Here is a 20,216-nt window from a genome sequence, read left to right on the forward strand (position 1 = left end):
GTCTCCTCAGGAGGTCCGGGGCGCCAGCAGGGAGAGCAGTCCCCGGACCCCCGCGTCGAACGCGGCGGGGGAGCCGGAGGCGCGGGCCAGGACGTATCCGCCCTGGACGGTCGCGACGACCGCCGCCGCGATCTCCCCGCCGTCCAGGCCGGGCGCGAACTGGCCCTGGGCCGTGCCCTCTTCGACGATCCCGGCGATTCGCCCACGCAGCCATTCGAGCGTCTCGTCGACCGGCGCGCGCAGCTCGGCGCTCGCGATCACGTCCGGATCCATCGTCAGGCGGCCGACCGGGCAGCCCCGCAGCACGTCCCGCTCGCGCCGCAGATACGCCTCGATCCGCTCGTACGGCGAGCCCGGGCCGTCGAGTACCGCCGCGGCGGCGGCGCGCGTCTCCTCGGCGGTCCGCCGGATCGCGGCCAGCGCGAGATCGGGCTTGCCCTTGAAGTGGTGATACATGCTGCCCTGGCCGGCGTCCGCGCGTTCCAGGATCGCTTTGGGGCTGGTGCCCACGTAGCCGCGCTCCCACAGCAGCTCGCGGGTGGACTCGATCAGTCGTTCCGGGGTGCTCACCCCCTCACTGTACATACCAGTAGTTACAGAAGTCGAGGCCCGCGCGGAGCGGACCGACCGACTCCTCTACTCCCCAAGAGGTACCGGCGGTGCCGCCGGCCGTACGACGACGGGGGCCCCTCGCGCGACGACTCTCGAAAGCGACACAGGACACCGAACCATCAAGGAGTGGACGACATGCAGACCCTGGCGAACTTCGGCGACGGCGGCGGGCCCGGCCCGTGGATCCTGCTCTTCCCGGTGCTCTGGGTGCTGGCGGTCGGCGGCGGCATCGCGCTGCTGCGCCGCACCGTGTGGCGTGGACGTCGCGGCGCCCCCTGGCGGCAGCCCGCCGCCGGGAACGACTCACCCATCACCGTACTAGGTCACCGTTTCGCCTCCGGCGAGATCGACGAGGACGAGTACTGGCGCCGACTGTCCGTACTGAACGAGGAGTTCGGCCGCAGGTCCGGAGCGGCATGACGGTAACCGCCACACCGGCGCTGCGAGGCCGTCATCACCACGGAGTGGCGTACGCCCCCGGGGTGCACCCGGCGGCGTACGCCCCCGAGGGGACGGTGGTCACCGCCCGGTCAACCGGCAACGGCGGACCGGGCGGGAGCATGGCCGGGCCGGAGCCCGTCGGTGGAGGCCCCGACCTCGGCGAACCTGCGCGCGGGCTTCTCCTGGATCGTGTGCCGCGACCGGAGCGAGGGCGCCGTCACCGCGGGGGCGGACGTCGGCAGGGTGAACCACACGACCTTGCCGGACTCGCCGTCCGGCCGGACGCCCCAGCTCTCGCTCATGGCGGCCACCATCGCGAGCCCGCGCCCGCAGGTCGCCAGCGGCTCGGCGTCGTCGACCACGGGCATCCGCGGGTCGCCGTCGCGCACCGAGACCGTGAGCCGGTCGAGCAGCAGCTCTATCTCCACCGTGCACGTCTTGTCCGGCTGGGCGTGCCGGTGGACGTTGGACAACAGCTCCGTCACGCCGAGCGAGGCCCGGTCGATCAGGGGATCCAGATGCCAGTAGCGCAACTGCGCAGAGACGATTCTGCGGACCTGGCCGATCCGCGACGGCAGGGCTTGGAGCTCCACCGTGCAGTGCCTGCTTGGGTAGCTGATCACGGCTGCGACTCCCCGACGTGAGGTCCGGAAGAACACGGAGTTCGGATCCAGCAGGGCGCCTGCATGACACTGCCGCCTGCTGTCGTGGCCGGCGGGCTGGTTCGCAGCGTTATCGCCGGTAAACCCAGAGTGACGTGAGACCAGGGTGGCGCAGGGGATGAGGTACCGCAACTCGCGGACATCTCAGTCGCCACGCCCCGCTGCCCTGCGCACGGCTTCGATGAAGCGCCGCGCGGCCGGCGGCCCCGGCTCCCCCGGGGCGGGGTCGTGATCGCCCAGGGTGAGCAGGTACCGCTTGCCGTTGAGATCCGCCGTGGCCCGGTCATCGGGGCCGAACCAGGGCTTGGAGGCGCGCACGGCCTGCACCGGCGCACTGTCGATCTCACTGCCGTAGCTGGTCAGCAACTCGAGCCGGCCGTCGCTGATCCTGACCTGCCCGGCCCGGGTGAGCGAACGCAGCCGCTTCCCGATCCGCACGCCCGTGGCCCTGAACTCCGGCTCTCCCATGCCACCCGCCCCCTAGTGCGCCTCGGTGTGTACCGGCCCGCTCCGCGCGAGGCCCGGTTCGGGCTCGTGTCCTGATCCAGTGTGCCCCGTCCGGACGCACGGTCCCCTCCGGGTTGGTGCGTCCCGCCCGGTCCGGCCGTGCGGTGTGCCCCGCCGGCCGTCACCGGGGCGTGCCGCCCGTGCCCGCAAGCCTGCCCCGGAAGGCGGTCGTACCCTGCGGTCACCCCGTCCGGGGCCTTGGTCCCGCCGTGAAGTCTGCCCCTGCCCGGCGTCGAGCACCAGTGCCCGCGACCCCCTCGCCGGGGGGCGCCCGCAGCACACTCGCCCATGCGCCCCCGGGACCGCGCGCCCCCTTGCCCCGGGCTCTGCCCCTGGGGGCGCTTTGGGGGGCTCAAAGCTGCGTTTATGCAGGTGAGAAGCGTGCAGAAGGTGCCTATGATCGGGGTGTCGGCCGTGCGCCCCCTCGCCGGCGCACAGCGTTAGGAGCCCCCCGTGAGTACCCCCCAGCAGACCCGGACCGGCGTGACACTCGACGTCGACCACAGCGACGCCGCCTACCGGGCGTGGCTCAAAGAAGCCGTCCGCAGAGTCCAGGCGGATGCCAACCGCTCGGCCGACACCCATCTGCTGCAGTTCCCCCTGCCGGAGCGGTGGGGCATCGACCTGTATCTGAAGGACGAGTCGACCCACCCCACCGGAAGCCTCAAGCACCGCCTCGCCCGCTCCCTCTTCCTGTACGGCCTGTGCAACGGATGGATCCGGCCCGACCGACCCGTCATCGAGGCCTCCAGCGGCTCGACGGCCGTCTCCGAGGCGTACTTCGCGAAGCTGATCGGCGTGCCCTTCATCGCCGTCATGCCGCGCACGACGAGCGCCGAGAAGATCCGCCTCATCGAGTTCCACTCCGGCCGATGCCACTTCGTGGACGACCCCCGCACGATGTACCAGGAGTCCGCCCGCCTCGCGGCCGAGACCGGCGGCCACTACATGGACCAGTTCACCTACGCCGAACGGGCCACGGACTGGCGCGGAAACAACAACATCGCCGAGTCCATCTTCCGCCAGCTGCGCCTGGAGCGCTTTCCCGAGCCGGCGTGGATCGTCGCCACGGCGGGCACCGGCGGCACCTCCGCGACCCTCGCGCGCTACGTCCACTACATGCAGTACGACACCCGCGTCTGCGTGGCCGACCCCGAGAACTCGTGCTTCTTCGAGGGCTGGACCACCGGTGATCCGGACGTCACCTGCGACTGCGGCTCCCGTATCGAGGGCATCGGGCGGCCCCGGATGGAACCGAGCTTCGTGCCCGGCGCGATCGACCGGATGATGAAGGTGCCCGACGCGGCCAGCGTCGCCGCCGTACGCGCGCTGGAACGCGCCATCGGCCGCAAGGCGGGCGGCTCGACCGGCACGGGGCTGTGGAGCGCACTGAAGATCGTCGCCGAGATGGTGACCGAGGGCCGGCAGGGCAGCGTCGTGACCCTGCTGTGCGACCCGGGGGACCGGTATCTCGACAAGTACTACTCGGACGCCTGGCTGGCCGCCCAGGGGCTGGACATCGAGCCGTACACGGCCGCGATCGACTCGCTCCTGAAGACGGGCGTCTGGCCCGGCTGAGTACGGGACCTCAGGCCCTCAGCCGCCGGTCCAGCGCCGTCAGGGCGTCGCGGAACGCGCGCGCCTGGCCCCCGCGCGCCACCTTCATGGCCAGCCGGTAGGCAGCCGTCCCGTCGGTGGCGAAGGTCCACCGCACCCGGGTGCCGGTGCCGGCCGGCGATAGCCACCACTCCTCGGCCATCGCCCGCACGCCCGGCAGATTGGTGACGTCGACGCGATAGGCGTACACCCCGGGTTCGTCCGCCGCGATGATCGACTCGCGGAACCGGATGCCGCCGGTGAGCGTGACATCGCGCCCCGCGCCGGCGTCCACCGGGCGGGCGGCCGTCACCTGCGGGAACCACTCGGCCCAGCCGGGCACGTCCTCGAGCGCGCCGTAGACCGCCGCCACCGGAGCGGCGACCTCCCGTACGAAGACGTGCCGAACGGGCGCGGTCCCGACGAAGTCGAGCCCCACCGGGCGCAGTCGACGAGCCATGGACGGAGCCCTCCTGGAAGGGAGCGGGCGGTGACCGGAAGCGCCACCCTAGCTGGCGACCCGTCAGATGTCAGCGTCGTCCTCGGGCTCTCCGGCCACCACCAGCCGCCGCAGATGCTCCGCGACCACCCCGCGCGCCTCGTCCGGCAGGCCGGCGTCCGTCACGAGTGTGTCGATGCGCTCCAGCGAGGCGAATGAACTCAGCCCCACCTTGCCCCACTTGGTGTGGTCCGCGACCACGACCACGCGGCGGGCCGACTGGACGAGCCGCCGGTTCGTCTCGGCCTCCGCGAGGTTCGGCGTCGACAGGCCGGCCTCGACCGATATGCCGTGCACCCCGAGGAACAGCAGGTCGAAGTGGAGGGCGGCGATCGCCTGGTCGGCCACCGGCCCCACCAGCGAGTCGGAGGGCGTGCGCACCCCGCCCGTCAGGACGACCGTGGCCGCGCCCTGCCGCGGACCCGAGGTGCGCTGCGCCGCGTGGAACACGTCGGCGACCCGCACCGAGTTGGTGACCACCGTGAGGTCCGGCACGTCCAGCAGCTGGTGCGCCAGCGCGAAGGTCGTCGTACCACCCGACAGGGCGATCGCAGCGCCCGGCGTGACCAGCTTGGCCGCGGCGCGTGCGATGTCCTCCTTGGCGGTCAGCTCCAGGCCCGACTTGGCCTCGAAGCCCGGTTCGTGCGTACTCGCCTCGACCACCGGGACCGCGCCGCCGTGCACCTTCTCCAGCACGCCCTGGCGGGCGAGCGCGTCGAGGTCGCGGCGGACCGTCATGTCCGACACGCCGAGCTTGCGGGTCAGCTCGTTGACCCGGACACCGCCCCGGCGGCGAACCTCGTCGAGGATCAGGGATCGCCGCTGCTCCGCGAGGAGGTTCTGATTCTCGCTCACGTACGCTCCGGTCCTTTCGCCTCAATGCCGTCCGACACCCCTTGCACCGGCTCCGACTAGGACATTCTTCCTGGCTCCGGTGCGAGGACGTCCCATCCTCGCATGTCGCGGAGCGGAGAGCGCCACCACGCCCACCCGTCGCGCGCGGGCCACCGGTGACCCGACCGACGCGCCGTGGTTCATCACGGATCGGGGAGATTCCGTGACAGGAGGTGTGCGGCGCCGCGGAAGTGGAGATCCTTGTGCCCGCACGGACAGAGCCGACGGCGTGTCACGGGGGAAGTGCGAATCAGTGGAACGCGCGCAGGAACATGCGTCGACCGGCGGACCGGACGGCCCCGCCACGCGGCCCGGCGAGACCGGAACCGCCGCCCTGGAACTCCTGGTCCACGGCGTGGGCGGTACCACGCCGCAGGAGATGCTCAACGATCCGCGGACGGTGCGCGTCACCGGCGACGACACGGCGGCCGTCTTCCGGCGCGCCGACGACGTCGGCGCCGAGCACAGTGCCGACGACCGGCGCCGCGACGGCCCGGTGCCCGAGGCCTACGTCTGGTGCAACCTCACCTCCGGCAACGGCACCCGCGCACTGTGGCTGTTGCTGCTGCCGTTCATGGTCGTCAACCTCGCCCACTGGATGCGCCCCACGGCCCACGGCCGCCGCCGCACCGTGCGCCTGTACGGCCTCCTGGTGCGGCTCGCGGCACTCACGCTGACGGTGCTGCTCGTCGCGGCGGCCTGCGAGGTCGCCCTCGATCTGGCGGCCTGGCAGTGCGCGGGCACCGCCGCGTGCGCCGACCGCCACTCCTGGCTGGGTTTCCTCTCACCCACCGTCTCGGACGGCGGCTGGTGGAGCGCACCCGGCCGCAGACTCGCCCTCGCCGCCGTCGTGCCCACCGCCCTGACCGTCCTGCTGTGGTACCTGTCCCGGCGCACGTGGAGCGACTACGAGTCCCAGCAGCCCGTCGAACGGCCCCCCGAGCCCGAAGGGAACGGCGGCCCGACCGCACTCGGCCGGCCCGGTTTCTGGTACGGGCGCCGGCTGGTGGCCAGGCTGCGCGCCGCGCACACCGCCGCCGGCCTGATCACGGTCGCCGCCGCGGTCGGCAGTGCCGCCGCCCGCCACGACCGCCGCCCCGGCGGCCCGGCCGTACTCGACACCCTGGGCCTGATCCTGGAGGCGGCCCTCGCGGCCTGCGCGGTCGCCGTGGTGTGGGTGGTGTGCCGCCGCGGCCGCAGCGAGAGACGGCTGGACCGGAAACTCGACGAGCGTTTCGTACGACGCCTGCCGCCGGCCGCGCTCGTCCTGCTCGCCCTCACCCTGCTGTACGCCGGTTGGGAGCGCCCGGGGTGGACGTCGCAAGGCCGGCTGCCCGGTGACACGACCTTCGGCGGGATCGCCCTGGTCCAGGGCCTGCTCGTGATCGTCCTCGGTGTCGTCGCCCACGTCCTGCACCGCACCGACCCCGACCGGCGGGCGGTGCTGCGAGGCCTGGGCGGACCGGCCGTGGCGATGCTGGCCTGCGCGCTGGGCGGGGTGATGTCCGGCGGCGTGTCGCAGCGCGTGTCCGACTGGCTGGACGGCACCGGGGCGTCGATCGAGGGCCCGCCGGTCCTGCTGACCTGGCAGGCGTCCGTGATCCCGCCGCTGCTCGTCGTACTGCTGGGGCTCATCGGCTGGCTGGCCCGTCGTGCCTTGCAGCTCGCCCGCGCCGAGCGCGCCGCCGTGGCACTCGACTACCCGGACGAGGACCTCGACCGCGCCCGCACCCGCCGTATCGCCTACACCCGGGCGATGGCCGCGCTCACCGACCGGGGACCCCGCGTCGTCGCCGTCACCTCCGGCGTCACCCTGCTGCTGGGCGCCGGAGCCCTCGTGGGGGCCCTCGCCACCGACGAGACGCCGGGCGAGGCCGCGCAGGGTGCCTACCCCGTCGTCCACGGCGCCGCCGAGACCGCCCAGGCCCTCGGCTCCTGGCTGATCGGCCTGGGGTTCATACTCTTCGTCACCTGGGGCCGACGCGCCTACAAGGACGCCGCGGCCCGCCGCACCATCGGCATCCTGTGGGACGTCGGCACCTTCTGGCCGCGCGCCTCCCACCCGTTCGCCCCGCCCTGCTACGCCGAGCGCGCGGTGCCCGACCTGACCTGGCGGATGGCCACCTGGACCCGTGCCACCGGTGGCCGGCTGGTCATCTCCGGGCACTCGCAGGGCAGCGTGCTCGCCGCCGCCGCGGCCTGGCAACTCGCCCCGTCCGCCCGCAAACGGGTCGCCCTGCTGACCTACGGCTCGCCGCTGGAGCGCCTCTACGGCCGCTGGTTCCCGGCGCACTTCGGACCCGCCGCGCTCAGCTCCCTGCACCGTGACGTCGACTGCTGGCGCAACCTCTACCGGCTCACCGACCCCATCGGCGGCCCGGTGCGCCTGCCCGGCGACCGCGGCCCGCAGGTCGACCACACCCCTCTGACGGACCCGCTCGCCTACGGCCGCACCGATCTCCTGCCGCTGCCCGCGCCGATCCTCGGCCACTCCGACTACCAGGCCGACCCGGCCTTCGCCGAGGAGCGCCGCAAGCTGCTGGCCCGGCTGCGGCCGGAGACGCCGGAGGTGCCCTCGCCGCGCCACCAGCCCGAGCCGCCCGCCGCTTGAGGGGGTCCTCAGAGCAGCTCGGGCAGATCCTCGGCGTAGAGCAGCGTGAGGTCGTCCTTGCTGGGCTCCGGGAGCTGGGCGACCCGGCTCGCGTGCCGCTCCACCATCGCCTCGAAGGTCTGCCGCGCGGTGCGGCCGTTGCCGAACGCCGGTCCTTTGGGGAGCACCGTGAAGTACTTTCCCAGGGCCTCCGCCGCGCCCGCCGCCAGCCGGTACTCGTGCTCCTCGGCCTGCTGCTCCACGATCCGCAGCAGGTCCTCGGGGCCGTAGTCGCTGAAGGTGATGGTCCGCGAGAAGCGGGACGCCACACCCGGGTTGACCGACAGGAAGCGCTCCATCTCGGCCGTGTAGCCCGCGACGATCACCACGACAGCGTCCCGGTGGTCCTCCATCAGCTTCACCAGCGTGTCGATGGCCTCCTTGCCGAAGTCGCGGCCCGCGTCCTCCGGGGACAGCGCGTACGCCTCGTCGATGAACAGCACGCCGCCGCGCGCCTTCTCGAAGGCCTCCTGAGTGCGGATCGCGGTCGAGCCGATGTGCTCGCCGACCAGGTCGACCCGGGACACCTCGACCAGGTGGCCCTTCTCCAGTACGCCGAGGGAGGCGAGGATCTCGCCGTAGAGCCGCGCGACCGTCGTCTTGCCGGTGCCGGGGGAGCCGGTGAAGACCAGGTGCCGCTTGACCGACGCCGCCTTCAGGCCCGCCTGCTGCCGGCGCCGGCCGACCTCGATCATGTCGGTGAGGGCGCGCACCTCGCGCTTGACGCTCTCCAGGCCCACCAGCGCGTCGAGTTCACCGAGGACGTCCTTGGAGGTGCGGGCCGACCGCTCGGGCTCCGCGACCGGCACCGGGGGCTCCGTCTCGGTGCGCTGTCCCGGCACCGCGCCCAGCACGCCGGGGGAGTGGCTCACCGTCTGCACGGCCGTCGCCGGCGCCGCGGGCGCGCGCAGACCGCCGCTCTCGTCGCTCGTGCAGTCCTCGACGAGCGGGCCCGTTCCGGACGCCGGGTCCGCGCCGCTGTCCGCGAACTCGTAGCCCCCGCGCGCGCACCGCTCCGTGCGGCACTTCCGCAGCGTCGTACGGCTGCCGTCGATCACATGGAAGCCGTAGCCGCCGCTGCCCGTGACCCGGCAGTTCAGGAAGCTGCCCCGGCCGCCGGCCGAGACGTAGACGCCGGCCTCCGCAGGGGAGTCGATCGTGCAGCGCTCCACGGTGGGGTCGGCGCCCTTGGTGACGATCACGCCGGTCTGGGTGCCGTCCACCGTGCAGTTGGCGAGCGTGCCGCCGCTGCCGTGGTCGCGGAACCAGGCGCCCGTCGCCGCGTCCCGGATCCGGCAGTCGTCGAGCTGCGCGGTCGCGCCGTCGCTCACCGACACGGCCGTGTTGCGCACCTGCGACAGGTCGCTGTCGACGACGTCCGCGCGCGAGCCGCGGTCGAGGACGAACAGCGCGTCCGGCACGTCGTGCACCCGGCAGGAGTCCAGTACGGCGGTGGCGCCGTCGCTCACCCAGACCGCCGGGTAGTCGCCCGTGCTGTCGAAGATCTCGCACTGGTTGGCGTCCACGCGGGTGCCCGGGTCCCACACCGACAGGCCGTTGCGCCCGAACTGCCGCACGCTGGTGCGGGTCAGCGTGAGAACGGAACGGGAACGCAGGTCGACCGCGTTCTCCGGGATGTCGTGGATACGGCAGTCGGCGAGGGTCAGCACCGCGTCCGTGTCGAGGGTGACCCCGTCGGCCGTGGTGCGGTGCACATCGCAGTCGGTGAGGTGCGCGGTGGCCCGGCCGGTGATCTGCACACCGCTGCCCCGGACTTCGTAGATCTCGCAGCCCACCGCCTCCAGCGCCGAGTTCTCCCCGGTCGCCGACAGGCCCGAGCCCGAGGTGTGGTGGATACGGCAGCGCTCCAGGCGGGGGTGGGCGCCGCCGCGCACCGCCACGCCCGCCTGGCCGGCCGCGACGACCTCGCACTCCTCGAACACCCCGCCCGCGCCGTCGAGTACGGCGATGCCGATGCCCGCCGGGTTGTCGACCGCGCAGCGCCGCACGGTGGGCCGGGCGCTGCCGCGCACCTCGATCCCGGCCGCCGACCGCGTCACGACCCGCAGGTCGCGCAGCTCCGGGGTGCCCTCCTCCACCAGGACGGCCGGGGCGGCCGCGTCCTGGCCCTCCACGTGCAGGTCCTGCACCACCGCCGAGGCACGCACGGTCAGCGGCACCCCGTCCACGGGGGCGATCCGCACCGAGCCGGGGGAGTTCTCGGGACCGCGCAGGGTCACGGCGCGCTGCAGGACGAGGTTCTCCCGGTAGGTGCCGGGCGCGACGGTGAGGACGTCTCCGTCGGCCGCGGCCTCCAGGGCGGCGGCGAGCGATGCATACTCACCCGTGCGGCGCCGCCACCGCGACGTGCCGGTGTGCGTCACCTGGACCGTGCCCTGTGCCATGGTGTAGCTGTGCCCCCACCTCGGTCGTACTGATGGCTCGTCCACCCTCGGGGCGCGTCCCTGAGGCTCGCTCGCGCGCGGGTTGTGCCGAACGGTTCGGCCGGACCACCGTAGCGTGCGCGCGGGGGGTGGGTTGACCAGAGCCGGAAGGCCGTCAGCTGCCGGCGCCCGTCCTGCCCCAGTCCGGGCCCGCCTTGTCCCATGCCTGGTCCCAACGGGCGTACCGGCGGCGGACCATGCGCCAGACGATCAGCCGCCTGCCGCCCTCTATGAGACCGCCCGTCGCCAGGGCCGCGCCGAAACCGGCGAGGACCGCGTGCGTCGAGGCCGTCGCGGAGTCGAGCGGGCGGGCCACCATCCGGCCGTGCCGGTCGGTCCATATCCGGAACTCGTCGCCCTGCCGCGGGTCCTTGAGGCTCGCCAGCACGGGGCCCCGGTGCGGGGTGCCGTCCGGTGCGGTCCAGTCGGCGAGGACGCGGTTGCGCAGATCCCTGCCCGACGAGGTCTCCGGGTCGGCGTCCAGCGGGGAGCGGTCCAGCTTGCGGACCACGGTGGCCGTCACCCGATGCCGCGCCTCGTGCTGCGCCCGGACGGAGCGCTGCAGCGCGTCCTCGGCCGTACCCCCGACAAGCGAGCCGGTCAGCGGGGCGGCCAGCAGGATCAGCATCAGGGCGGCCAGTGCCACCCAGGCCTCGGCCAGGTCGGTCGCGCGGCACAGTGGATTGCGCCGCCAGCGCCACAGTCCGCTGATCGCTCGCACCGCCTGCACCCCCTTCCCGCTCCGTGATACTCCCCCGGCGGAGCCGTCCCCGCACGGACCCGTCGAAGAGAGAGCGACATCACCTCTCCCCAGGGCCTCTCACGAATTTCTCATACAAGCCCAACGCCGTGGCCGGCGGCGCGGTTCCCGCGGTGGTCGGAGAGCTGTCCGAGGATCCTGACCGGGTCCCCGACGCGGATCGTGCCGCGGGACAGCGGCACCAGGTTCTGCCCGAAGACCAGCTTGCCGCCGAGCCGGCGATGCCGCCCCAGGCTGGACAGGGGTTCGTGGCCGCGCTCGCCGGTGCCCTGGTCGGTGGTGGTCACCACACACCGGCCGCAGGTCTTGGCCACGCGGAAGAGCACCTCCCCGACGGCGAGGCGCGACCAGTCGTCCTCGGCCCAGGCGGGGGTGCCCGCCACGACCACGTTCGGCCGGAAGCGGTTCATGGGCAGGGGGCCCTCACCGGCGTGCTCGCCCTGCGCGACAAGGGAGTTGAGGGCATCCAGCGAGGCGGTCGTGGTGAGCAGCAGCGGAAAGCCGTCGGCGAAGGAGACGGTCTCACCGGGCAGCGCGTACTCCGGGGCGAGAGGCCGGCGCGTGGCCGGGGCGTCCAGGTACGCCAGGCGCGCATCGATGCCGAGGTAGGAGCTGAACCAGGCGTGCGCGGCCTCGTCCTCGGCCGGGACCGCCTCGACCTTGTCGCGGAAGATCTCCACCGGCACGGTGCCGAGGGGCCGGGGAACGGGCACCGTCAACGGCGGCATGCCGGGCGCGGACAGACGGACGTCGCCACCGGGCTGAAGCTCGGCGGCGGCGAGTGCGAGGCGGGGCTGCCGGCGTTGCGTGACGACCTTTCCCCCGTCGTCGATCAGCACCCAGCGCCGGTCTCCGGCCAGCCCCCAGGGCTCCACGACGGCCTCCCGGGGCGCGAGGCCCCGGACCGCCTTGACCGGATATACGTGAATCGAGTGCAGGTGAGCGTTCCCCATGGGGCCATCGTGCCAGCCGGCACCGACAGCCCCCGGAGGCCGACTCAGTACCCGCGGTACTGCTGGTTGTTGTACGGGTCCTGATAGGGAGCCGGGGCCGGCCGGGGAGCCGCGGGGCGCATCGCCTCGTAGCCCGCGGGGGCCGCCGGACGCGGCTGCTGCGGCTGGGGTCCGGGGTAGCCGCGCGGAGCGGTCGCCTGCTGCGGGATGTACGCCGCGGGCGCTTGCTGCAGCGGGGCGGGTTGCTGCGCCTGCGGATAGCCGTAGGCGGGCTGGGAGGGGGCTGCCGGCAGGGCGGGCAGCGCCGACGGGAGGGCGGGCAGGTTGCCGCCCGGCATGTCGTACTGAGCGGGGACCCGGATCGGGGCGATCTGCGGGGTGCCCCGCTCGGCGACGAGCCTGTCGTAGATCGGGGTGTCCGGGAAGGAGGCGGAGTAGTAGCCGCCGCCATAGGTGGAGCGGGGGGAGGTCATGGCACATAAGTTAAGCCCACGATGTGCTGGTTGGGGAGACCGATAAGAGGGTTGTTTTCCGTGTCCGCGGTGACCCGGGATCCCCAATGCGAGCGAACTCGGCAAAATGGGGCGCCAAACGGGGACCTGATCGTGTAAAGGCCAAGCTCCGGGCGGGTTACCAGGGGTTGGCCGCCGGTCTTCCGCGCGGCAGCGCATGGGACTTCGCCCCGGCAAGGAATAGGTTGTGCGCACAGAACTCGACGGACGGCCGGGACGGGCCCGGACGCGGTGACACGCAATGGGGGCGGGCATGCAAATGCTGAAAGGTTCAAATACTCCGGTGCCCACCGCGGCGTTGCGGGTGGAATTGGGGTGGCGGGCCGGAGCGGGCGTGCCCGACGCCGACGCCTCCGCCTTGCTGCTGGTCGGCGGAAAGGTCCGCTCGGACGCGGACTTCGTCTTCTACAACCAGCCCGCGCACTCCTCCGGCGCGATCCGGCACGAGGGAAAGCGCACCACCGACGGCCGAGTCACCGACGCGCTCCTCGTCGACCTCGCGCGCGTGGAACCCGCGATCGAGACGGTCGTCCTCGCCGCCTCCTCCGACGGCGGCCAATTCGGCCAGGTCCCCGGCCTGTACATCGAGGTCCAGGATGCGGCCCAGGGCACGCCGCTGGCCCGCTTCGACAACCCGGGCGCCACCACCGAAACCGCTTTCGTGCTGGGCGAGTTCTACCGCCGCCAGGGCGCCTGGAAGTTCCGCGCCGTCGGCCAGGGCTACAGCAGCGGACTCGAGGGGCTCGCCACGGACTACGGCATCACGGTGGACGAGCCCCAGCAGGCCGCACCGGCCCCGTCCGTCGCACCCGCGCCCCCCGCGGCCGCGCCGCCCGCGCCCGTCCGCCTCACCAAGGTGACGCTCACCAAGGCGGCACCCTCCGTCTCCCTCACCAAGCAGGGCGGCACCTCCGGCGCGCTGCACGTGAACCTCAACTGGGAGGTCCGCAAGCAGTTCTCGGGGTGGAGCGGCAAGTTCGGGCGCCCGGCCGCGATGCACTCCGACCTCGACCTCGACCTGTGCGCGCTGTACGAACTCGACGACGGCAGCAAGGGCGTCGTACAGGCCCTCGGCAACAGCTTCGGGGCGCTGCACCAGCCGCCGTACATCCACCTCGACGGCGACGACCGCACCGGCGCCGTGTCGACGGGTGAGAACCTCACCGTCAACCTCGACCACAAGAACGCCTTCCGGCGCATCCTCGTCTTCGTCACCATCTACGAAGGCGCCCGCTCCTTCGCCGACCTGCACGCCTCGGTCACGCTCCAGCCGCAGCACGGGGCACCGATCGATTTCTCGCTCGACGAGTGCACCGTCCCCTCACGCGTGTGCGCGCTCGCCCTGATCACCAACACCGGCGGCGATCTGATCGTCCAGCGCGAGGCGCGCTACCTGGTCCCCGAGCGCGGAGTCAGCCCGCAGCGGACCGTCGACCACGCCTACGGGTGGGGCATGAACTGGACCCCCGGCCGCAAGTGACTCCTCCCGGCGGCGTCAGCCCTCGTCGGGCACGACGTCCGGACGGGCGTAGGTGCGGCCCTTCCAGGCCGCACCCCGCCCCCGGTAGTGCTGCACCGCCGAATCGACCGTCATGAGGAGATAGAGGAACGCGGTGAACGGCAGCAGGGGAGCGAGCCACAGCGGCTGCCGGTAGTAGCGGAGCATCGGAACGTACGTCCCCGCCATGACGAGCCACGCGAGACCGCCGGCGACCACCGCCGGCGTACGGCCGGCGGCGAGGCCGGCCAGGACCGCCAGGGGCGGGACCAGATACACCAGAGCCAGCCCGGCGACCGTCCCGGCCAGCAGCACAGGGTTGTGCCGCAGCTGGGCGTACGCGCTGCGCGACACCATGCGCCACAGGTCGTGCAGCCGCGGATACGGCCGCACGCTGTCCACCCGCTCGGCGAGCCCCAGCCAGACGCGGCCGCCGCCGCGCTTGACGGCCCGGGCGAGCGCCACGTCGTCGATCACCGCCTGCCGGATCGCGTCCGGGATCCGCGCCCGCTCGGCCGCCTCCGCCCGCAGCAGGACGCAACCCCCGGCCGCGGCCGCCGTCCGGCCCTTCCCGGTGATCCTTCGGAAGGGGTAGAGCTGCGCGAAGAAGTAGACGAACGCCGGCACGACGAGCCGTTCCCACACGCTCTCCACCCGCAGCCGGGCCATCTGGGAGACCACGTCGAAGCCACCGGATCGGGCCGCCGCCACCAGCTCCCGCAGGCTGTCCGGCGCGTGCGCGATGTCGGCGTCCGTCAGGAGGAGGTACTCGGGCTCACGCGCGCGTGCCAGCCCGATGCCGTGGCGCACCGCCCACAGCTTGCCGGTCCAGCCCTTCGGCGGCTCACCGGGCGAGCCCACGGTCAGCGGCAGCCCGCCGTGCCGGAGCGCCAGCTCACGCGCCACATCGCCGGTGCCGTCCACGCTGCCGTCGTCGACGAGGAAGACCTCCGCCCGCCCCGGATAGTCCTGCGTGAGCAGCGACGGCAGTGCGGACGGCAGTACGGCCGCCTCGTCGCGGGCGGGGACGACGACGCACACGGACGGCCAGGCGTCCGGCTCCGCGCGCGGCGGGAGTCGCACATCGGTGCGCCAGAAGAAGCCCTGGCAGAGCAGCAGCCACAGCCAGGCGAGCAGTGATCCAGCGGCAGTCCACACAACGGCGCTCACGCGCGCAGTCTGCCCCACCGCGGCTGCCCGAGACGGCTCATCGTCTATCGTGATCGGGTGAAGATCGCGCTCATGGACTCCGGAATCGGTCTGCTGGCGGCCACCGCGGCGGTACGGCGGCTGCGCCCCGATGCCGATCTCGTGCTCTCCCTGGACCCCGAGGGCATGCCGTGGGGCCCGCGCACCACCCAGGACCTCACCGAGCGTGCCCTGGCCGTCGCCGAGGCGGCCGCAGCGCGCCGCCCCGACGCCCTCATCGTCGGCTGCAACACCGCGACCGTGCACGCGCTCACCGCCCTGCGCGCCCGCCTCGAACCGGCACTGCCGGTCATCGGCACCGTCCCCGCGATCAAGCCGGCCGCGGCCGGCGGCGGGCACCTCGCCATCTGGGCCACCCCGGCCACCACCGGCAGCCCCTACCAGCAAGCCCTGATCCGGGACTTCGCCGGCGGCGTGCCCGTCACCGAGGTGCCCTGCTGGGGCCTCGCCGAGGCCGTGGAACACGCGGACGAGACGGCGATCGACGCGGCCGTGTCCGCGGCCGCCGCCCTCACCCCGGACGACGTGACCACCGTCGTCCTGGGCTGCACCCACTACGAACTGGTCGCCGAGCGCATCCGGACCGCCGTCCAGCGCCCCGGCCGCCCGCCCCTCGTGCTGCACGGCTCCGCCGGCGCCGTGGCCGCCCAGGCCTTGCGCCGGCTCGGCGAACAGCCCGCGCCGGGAGCCACCCCGCACGGCACGCTCACCGTGCTGCTCAGCGGGCGCGAGGGCACGCTGCCCGCCGCCGCCCTGGCGTACGCCGAAGGACGTCTGCTGCAGGCGGTCACGCCCGCCGGCTGACCGCAACCGGCCACCGGGCCCATCGGCGAGCCGGATCAGGGCGACGCCCGCCCGGCGCAGTCACGCTCCGCCACGAGGTACCAGCGGAGCGAAACCTGAGTACCCTCATAGACATGAGGGACCACCGCCACGGCGAGAACGCCCCCAGCCCGCACCCGGACGTCTGGACCGGCCGAGCCACCAACCGGGTGCAGTGGCTGCTGGCGCTCGTGGGCGCCGCCTGCATGGCGCTCGGCATCGAGCTGGCCGTCGACTCGGCATGGAAGTCCGGCATCGCCCCGCTGGTCATGGCCGTCGTCGGGTGCATCGCCGCCGGGCTCCTGGTCCTCTTCGGCACCCTCGCCTTCGTGCACGTCGCCCTGCGGGTCGACGAGGAGCACCTCGAAGTCCGCTGCGGCCACATCGGCGTGCCCCGCCGCCGGATCCCGCTCTCCGACGTGGTCGGCGCCACGTACATCTCCCACGTCACCCCCCGCCACTGGGGCGGCTGGGGTTACCGATGGCGGCCCGAGAAGGGCACCGCGGTGGTCGTACGACGCGGTGAGGGCGTCGAGCTGCAACTGTGGGACGGTCACACCTTCACGATCACCGTGGACGACGCGGAGGCGGCCGTACGGGTGATCGAGGCACGGCTGCGGCCCACCAAACCGGGCGCTCCCGCGCACTGAGCCGCCGGGCGCTCGTCACCGGTCATGAGCGACGGCAGTGATCACCGGCTGTCACCACGCAGGAGTGCGTCCCGCTCCCCGCACCTGCGCATCCGGAGTACGGCTCGACGGTTCCAGGGGACGCGCCGTGGCCATGCCCGCCAGCAGACCCGCCCCCACCGACACCGCCGTGAAGCTCAACGCGTTGCCGACCGCGGCGATGGCGGCGAGCGCCGTCAGGGCAGCGCCGGCGGTGAGCGCCACCGGCGTCGGTCGCGGGCCGCGCCACAGTGCGTACAGGACCCAGCCGAACGCCGCCGCCAGCAGGACCAGGCCGACGATCCCCTGTTCCGCCGCCTGCTGCAGAGGCGCCGAGTGGGGCTTGCCGTCGGACAGCAGGGACTGGGCGGACGTCGGGCTCAGCTCCCCGAACCGGCCCGGGCCGGCCCCCAGCGCGGCGTCGTCGCCCAGCAGATGCCATGCGTCCTGCCACAGCCGCACGCGGTGCGGCGTCAGCCGGCCCTCCAGAGCGGCCACGAACCCGCCCGGCACGGCCCGTGCGGCGACCGCCCAGACCAGGCCGGTCACCACAGCGGCGACCGCGGCCAGTACCACCATGCCGGCGCCGCGGTGACGGATGCGGCCGGCGGCCAGAGAGCACACCAGCACCGCGAGGCAGGTCACGAAGCCGCTGGTCGAGCCGAGCACGGCCGCCAGCACCGCGGTGCCCGCGGCCAGCAGACGCAGGGCGAACCGAACGGCCGGCACCCGCGCGGCCCAGGCCGCACAGCACGCGGCACCGGCCGACAGCGTCAGCACGGCGGCGGTGGCCCCGGCATGCCCCAGCGGCGCGGCGATCTGCGGGCCCGGAGCGAGGTGGGGAACGGCCACCGTCAGCGCGATGCCGGCCAGCGCACCGGCGAAGGGCGCGCCGACCGGCAGCAGAGCCCCGCTGATCCGGCCGGCGGCGTACCCGGCGGCCACGGCCAGCACTGCCAGGAGAACCCCCTCGGGCCTGCCGGCCTGCACGGCCGCCGTGATCAGGGACCAGACGGCGCAGGCGCCCAGCACCACGACACCCGCCGCGTCAGAAACGATTCGTCTCTCACCGTCCGCGTCCGGCCCGGACGCAGACGTCACCCCACTGGAACCCACCCCGCCCGCCCCCCGGCGCACCATCGCCCCCGACTTGTGAAGACCCCGGCCGCCACGGGCCGCCACGGGCCGTACGACTGAGGCTTGGCACACCGTAACGGCTGGTGGAGGGTTTGGGGATGTGTCGTGACGAAATGAACAGGGGCTCCGTCACACCGACCGCGCTGTCGGCCTGAAGGGCACGCGCCTTAGACTCCGGGAGTGACCGTCACCGCAACCTCCGTCGGCGAATCGGACCAGCTGGAGCCGCGGATCGCGCCCGGGGCGCGGACGTGGGCCCGGCGGCTCGTACGTCTCGTTCCGGCCGCCGCAGCCGCGCTCTCCGGGCTGCTCCTGTATGTCTCCTTCCCGCCCCGCACCCTGTGGTGGCTGGCCCTGCCGGCCTTCGCCGTCTTCGGCTGGGTGCTGCGCGGCCGCGGCTGGAGGGCGGCCCTCGGCCTCGGCTACCTCTTCGGCCTCGGCTTCCTGCTGCCGCTGCTGGTGTGGACCGGAGTGGAGGTGGGGCCGGGCCCCTGGCTCGCCCTGGTGGCGATCGAGGCGCTCTTCGTCGCCCTGGTCGGCGCGGGGGTCGCGGCCGTGTCCAAGCTGCCCGGCTGGCCGGTGTGGGCCGCCGCCGTGTGGATCGCCGGCGAGGCGGCACGCGCGCGTGCGCCCTTCAACGGCTTCCCCTGGGGGAAGGTCGCGTTCGGTCAGGCGGACGGTGTGTTCCTGCCGCTCGCCGCGGTGGGCGGCACCCCGCTGCTCGGCTTCGCCGTGGTCCTGTGCGGCTTCGGACTGTACGAGGTCGTCCGTCTCGGCCTGGAGCGGCGGGCCACCGGGGTCGTGCGGCATACGGCGGCGGCCGTCGCCGTGTTGAGCATGGGCGTCCCGGTCCTGGGGGCGGTCGCCGCCCGGGCGCTGGTCAGCGACAAGGCCGAGGACAGCAGCGTGACCGTCGCGGTGGTCCAGGGGAACGTGCCCCGCGCCGGCCTCGACTTCAACTCCCAGCGGCGGGCCGTGCTCGACTACCACGCGCGCGAGACGGAACGCCTGGCCGCCGAGGTCAAGGCGGGCAAGGTCGCGCGGCCCGACTTCGTGCTGTGGCCGGAGAACTCCTCCGACATCGATCCCTTCGCCAACCCCGACGCCCGCGCCGTCATCGACGCGGCGGCGACGTCCATCGGCGTGCCCATCTCGGTCGGCGGCGTCGTCGAGCGGGACGGCAAGCTGTACAACGAGCAGATCCTGTGGGACCCGGCGAAGGGCCCCGTCGACACCTACGACAAGCGCCAGATCCAGCCGTTCGGCGAGTACCTGCCGCTGCGTTCGCTCATCGGCGCGATCAACGAGAACTGGACGGCCATGGTGCGCCAGGACTTCAGCCGGGGCACCGAGCCGGGCGTGTTCACCATGGACGGCGCCAAGGTCGGCCTCGTGACCTGCTACGAGGCCGCCTTCGACTGGACGGTGCGCTCCGAGGTCACCGACGGGGCTCAGATGATCTCCGTGCCCAGCAACAACGCCACCTTCGACCGCAGCGAGATGACCTACCAGCAGCTCGCCATGTCCCGGGTGCGGGCGGTCGAGCACAGCCGGACGGTGACGGTGCCGGTGACCAGCGGCGTCAGCGCGATCATCATGCCGGACGGCAGGATCACGCAGAAGACCGGCATGTTCGTGGCCGACTCGCTGGTGCAGAAGGTGCCGCTGCGGTCCTCGCAGACCCCCGCGACCCGCCTCGGCATCCTGCCGGAGATCGCCCTCGTGCTGGTCGCGGCCGGAGGACTCGGCTGGGCCGTCGGCGCCGGGCTGCGCGGGCGACGCGCCGGTGACGTGTAGCCGTACGCCGGTCGCCCGCGGCCTGAATCGTGCCGGGGCGCCGGAATCGGCCCCTTAGGGTCGACGGCATGGCTACTCCCGACTTCATCCGCACACTCCGTGCCTCGGCCGGTCATCAGCTGCTCTGGCTTCCCGGGGTGACCGCCCTCGTCTTCGACGACGAGGGCAGAGTGCTGCTCAATCGCCGGGCCGACACCCGCAAGTGGTCCGTGATCGGCGGCATCCCGGACCCGGGGGAGCAACCCGCGGCCTGCGCGGTGCGGGAGGTCCACGAGGAGACGGCCGTGCGCTGCGTCGTCGAACGGGTCGTCGTCGTCCAGGCCCTGGAGCCCGTCACGTACGGGAACGGCGACATCTGCCAGTACATGGACATCACCTTCCGCTGCCGGGCCGTCGGCGGCGAGGCGCGGGTCAACGACGACGAGTCGCTGGACGTGGCCTGGTTCGATGTCGACGCGCTGCCCGAGCTGGACGAGTTCGGCCTGTTCCGGATCAAGCAGGCCCTGTCGGAAGCCCCCACATGGTTCGACCCCACTGCCTCCGGCTGAACTATGG

At 73.3% G+C, this 20,216-nt stretch carries 19 protein-coding genes; 8 read left to right on the top strand and 11 right to left on the bottom strand.

Going from position 1 to position 20,216, the window contains the following annotated elements; translation table 11 throughout:
• Nucleotides 1-6 precede the first annotated feature (6 nt).
• A complete protein-coding gene (locus IO24_RS0125955; RefSeq protein WP_031139446.1) occupies nt 7-585 on the bottom strand; it encodes a TetR/AcrR family transcriptional regulator in 579 nt (192 codons plus the stop codon).
• Between the two features lie 162 nt (nt 586-747).
• Between IO24_RS0125955 and IO24_RS0125960 the strand changes: the two genes are divergently transcribed.
• Nucleotides 748-1,032: an SHOCT domain-containing protein gene (locus IO24_RS0125960; protein WP_031139448.1), complete on the top strand. Its 285-nt coding sequence runs from the start codon at nt 748-750 to the stop codon at nt 1,030-1,032.
• Between the two features lie 110 nt (nt 1,033-1,142).
• On the opposite strand, the gene IO24_RS0125965 is transcribed toward IO24_RS0125960, so the two are convergent.
• A complete protein-coding gene (locus tag IO24_RS0125965; RefSeq protein ID WP_031139450.1) occupies nt 1,143-1,676 on the bottom strand; it encodes an ATP-binding protein in 534 nt (177 codons plus the stop codon).
• A 183-nt stretch (nt 1,677-1,859) separates the two neighbouring features.
• Nucleotides 1,860-2,183: a hypothetical protein gene (locus tag IO24_RS0125970; RefSeq protein WP_031139452.1), complete on the bottom strand. Its 324-nt coding sequence runs from the start codon at nt 2,181-2,183 to the stop codon at nt 1,860-1,862.
• A gap of 492 nt (nt 2,184-2,675) precedes the next feature.
• On the opposite strand from IO24_RS0125970, the gene cds1 reads away from it, so the two are divergent.
• Nucleotides 2,676-3,800 carry an L-cysteine desulfhydrase Cds1 gene (cds1, locus tag IO24_RS0125975; RefSeq protein WP_031139454.1) on the top strand — a complete coding sequence of 375 codons (1,125 nt, stop codon included), beginning with the start codon at nt 2,676-2,678 and terminating at the stop codon, nt 3,798-3,800.
• Between the two features lie 10 nt (nt 3,801-3,810).
• Here the strand turns inward: cds1 and IO24_RS0125980 are convergent, their stop codons facing one another.
• The gene (locus IO24_RS0125980) at nt 3,811-4,278 is read right to left on the bottom strand and encodes an SRPBCC family protein (RefSeq protein WP_031139456.1); all 468 of its coding nucleotides are present in this window, start codon (nt 4,276-4,278) and stop codon (nt 3,811-3,813) included.
• A 63-nt stretch (nt 4,279-4,341) separates the two neighbouring features.
• On the bottom strand, nt 4,342-5,172 hold the full coding sequence (locus tag IO24_RS0125985; RefSeq protein ID WP_031139458.1) for a DeoR/GlpR family DNA-binding transcription regulator: 831 nt from the start codon (nt 5,170-5,172) through the stop codon (nt 4,342-4,344).
• A 292-nt stretch (nt 5,173-5,464) separates the two neighbouring features.
• On the opposite strand from IO24_RS0125985, the gene IO24_RS0125990 reads away from it, so the two are divergent.
• Nucleotides 5,465-7,822 carry a hypothetical protein gene (locus IO24_RS0125990; RefSeq protein WP_037668424.1) on the top strand — a complete coding sequence of 786 codons (2,358 nt, stop codon included), beginning with the start codon at nt 5,465-5,467 and terminating at the stop codon, nt 7,820-7,822.
• A gap of 8 nt (nt 7,823-7,830) precedes the next feature.
• Here the strand turns inward: IO24_RS0125990 and IO24_RS0125995 are convergent, their stop codons facing one another.
• From IO24_RS0125995 to IO24_RS0126010, 4 genes are all read right to left on the bottom strand, one after another.
• Nucleotides 7,831-10,266 (bottom strand): right-handed parallel beta-helix repeat-containing protein, encoded by a 2,436-nt coding sequence (locus IO24_RS0125995; protein WP_031139462.1) that lies wholly within the window; start codon nt 10,264-10,266, stop codon nt 7,831-7,833.
• Nucleotides 10,267-10,420: 154 nt separating this feature from the next.
• Nucleotides 10,421-11,026 carry an Rv1733c family protein gene (locus IO24_RS0126000; RefSeq protein ID WP_031139464.1) on the bottom strand — a complete coding sequence of 202 codons (606 nt, stop codon included), beginning with the start codon at nt 11,024-11,026 and terminating at the stop codon, nt 10,421-10,423.
• A gap of 110 nt (nt 11,027-11,136) precedes the next feature.
• Nucleotides 11,137-12,018 carry an MOSC domain-containing protein gene (locus IO24_RS0126005; RefSeq protein WP_045296522.1) on the bottom strand — a complete coding sequence of 294 codons (882 nt, stop codon included), beginning with the start codon at nt 12,016-12,018 and terminating at the stop codon, nt 11,137-11,139.
• A gap of 44 nt (nt 12,019-12,062) precedes the next feature.
• Nucleotides 12,063-12,491 carry a DUF6643 family protein gene (locus IO24_RS0126010; protein WP_031139469.1) on the bottom strand — a complete coding sequence of 143 codons (429 nt, stop codon included), beginning with the start codon at nt 12,489-12,491 and terminating at the stop codon, nt 12,063-12,065.
• A gap of 298 nt (nt 12,492-12,789) precedes the next feature.
• Here IO24_RS0126010 and IO24_RS0126015 point away from each other — a divergent pair, with 298 nt between their 5' ends.
• On the top strand, nt 12,790-14,010 hold the full coding sequence (locus IO24_RS0126015; protein WP_078899380.1) for a TerD family protein: 1,221 nt from the start codon (nt 12,790-12,792) through the stop codon (nt 14,008-14,010).
• Between the two features lie 15 nt (nt 14,011-14,025).
• Here the strand turns inward: IO24_RS0126015 and IO24_RS0126020 are convergent, their stop codons facing one another.
• Entirely contained in the window at nt 14,026-15,216 is a 1,191-nt protein-coding gene (locus IO24_RS0126020) for a glycosyltransferase (RefSeq protein WP_031139473.1), read from the bottom strand.
• A gap of 39 nt (nt 15,217-15,255) precedes the next feature.
• Here IO24_RS0126020 and IO24_RS0126025 point away from each other — a divergent pair, with 39 nt between their 5' ends.
• Nucleotides 15,256-16,041 (top strand): glutamate racemase, encoded by a 786-nt coding sequence (locus tag IO24_RS0126025; protein WP_031139475.1) that lies wholly within the window; start codon nt 15,256-15,258, stop codon nt 16,039-16,041.
• A gap of 113 nt (nt 16,042-16,154) precedes the next feature.
• Nucleotides 16,155-16,709: a hypothetical protein gene (locus IO24_RS0126030; RefSeq protein WP_031139477.1), complete on the top strand. Its 555-nt coding sequence runs from the start codon at nt 16,155-16,157 to the stop codon at nt 16,707-16,709.
• A gap of 51 nt (nt 16,710-16,760) precedes the next feature.
• On the opposite strand, the gene IO24_RS0126035 is transcribed toward IO24_RS0126030, so the two are convergent.
• Nucleotides 16,761-17,828, bottom strand: coding sequence for an O-antigen ligase family protein (locus IO24_RS0126035; RefSeq protein ID WP_234335275.1), 1,068 nt, complete (start codon nt 17,826-17,828; stop codon nt 16,761-16,763).
• A 216-nt stretch (nt 17,829-18,044) separates the two neighbouring features.
• Between IO24_RS0126035 and lnt the strand changes: the two genes are divergently transcribed.
• Together lnt and IO24_RS0126045 are read left to right on the top strand one after the other, a co-directional pair.
• Nucleotides 18,045-19,661 (top strand): apolipoprotein N-acyltransferase, encoded by a 1,617-nt coding sequence (gene lnt, locus IO24_RS0126040; RefSeq protein WP_031139481.1) that lies wholly within the window; start codon nt 18,045-18,047, stop codon nt 19,659-19,661.
• Between the two features lie 68 nt (nt 19,662-19,729).
• Nucleotides 19,730-20,209 (top strand): NUDIX hydrolase, encoded by a 480-nt coding sequence (locus IO24_RS0126045; RefSeq protein WP_031139483.1) that lies wholly within the window; start codon nt 19,730-19,732, stop codon nt 20,207-20,209.
• Nucleotides 20,210-20,216: the final 7 nt, after the last annotated feature.

Origin of the sequence: Streptomyces flavovariabilis, from assembly GCF_000725785.1 — a bacterium.
Classification (GTDB): domain Bacteria; phylum Actinomycetota; class Actinomycetes; order Streptomycetales; family Streptomycetaceae; genus Streptomyces; species Streptomyces hawaiiensis.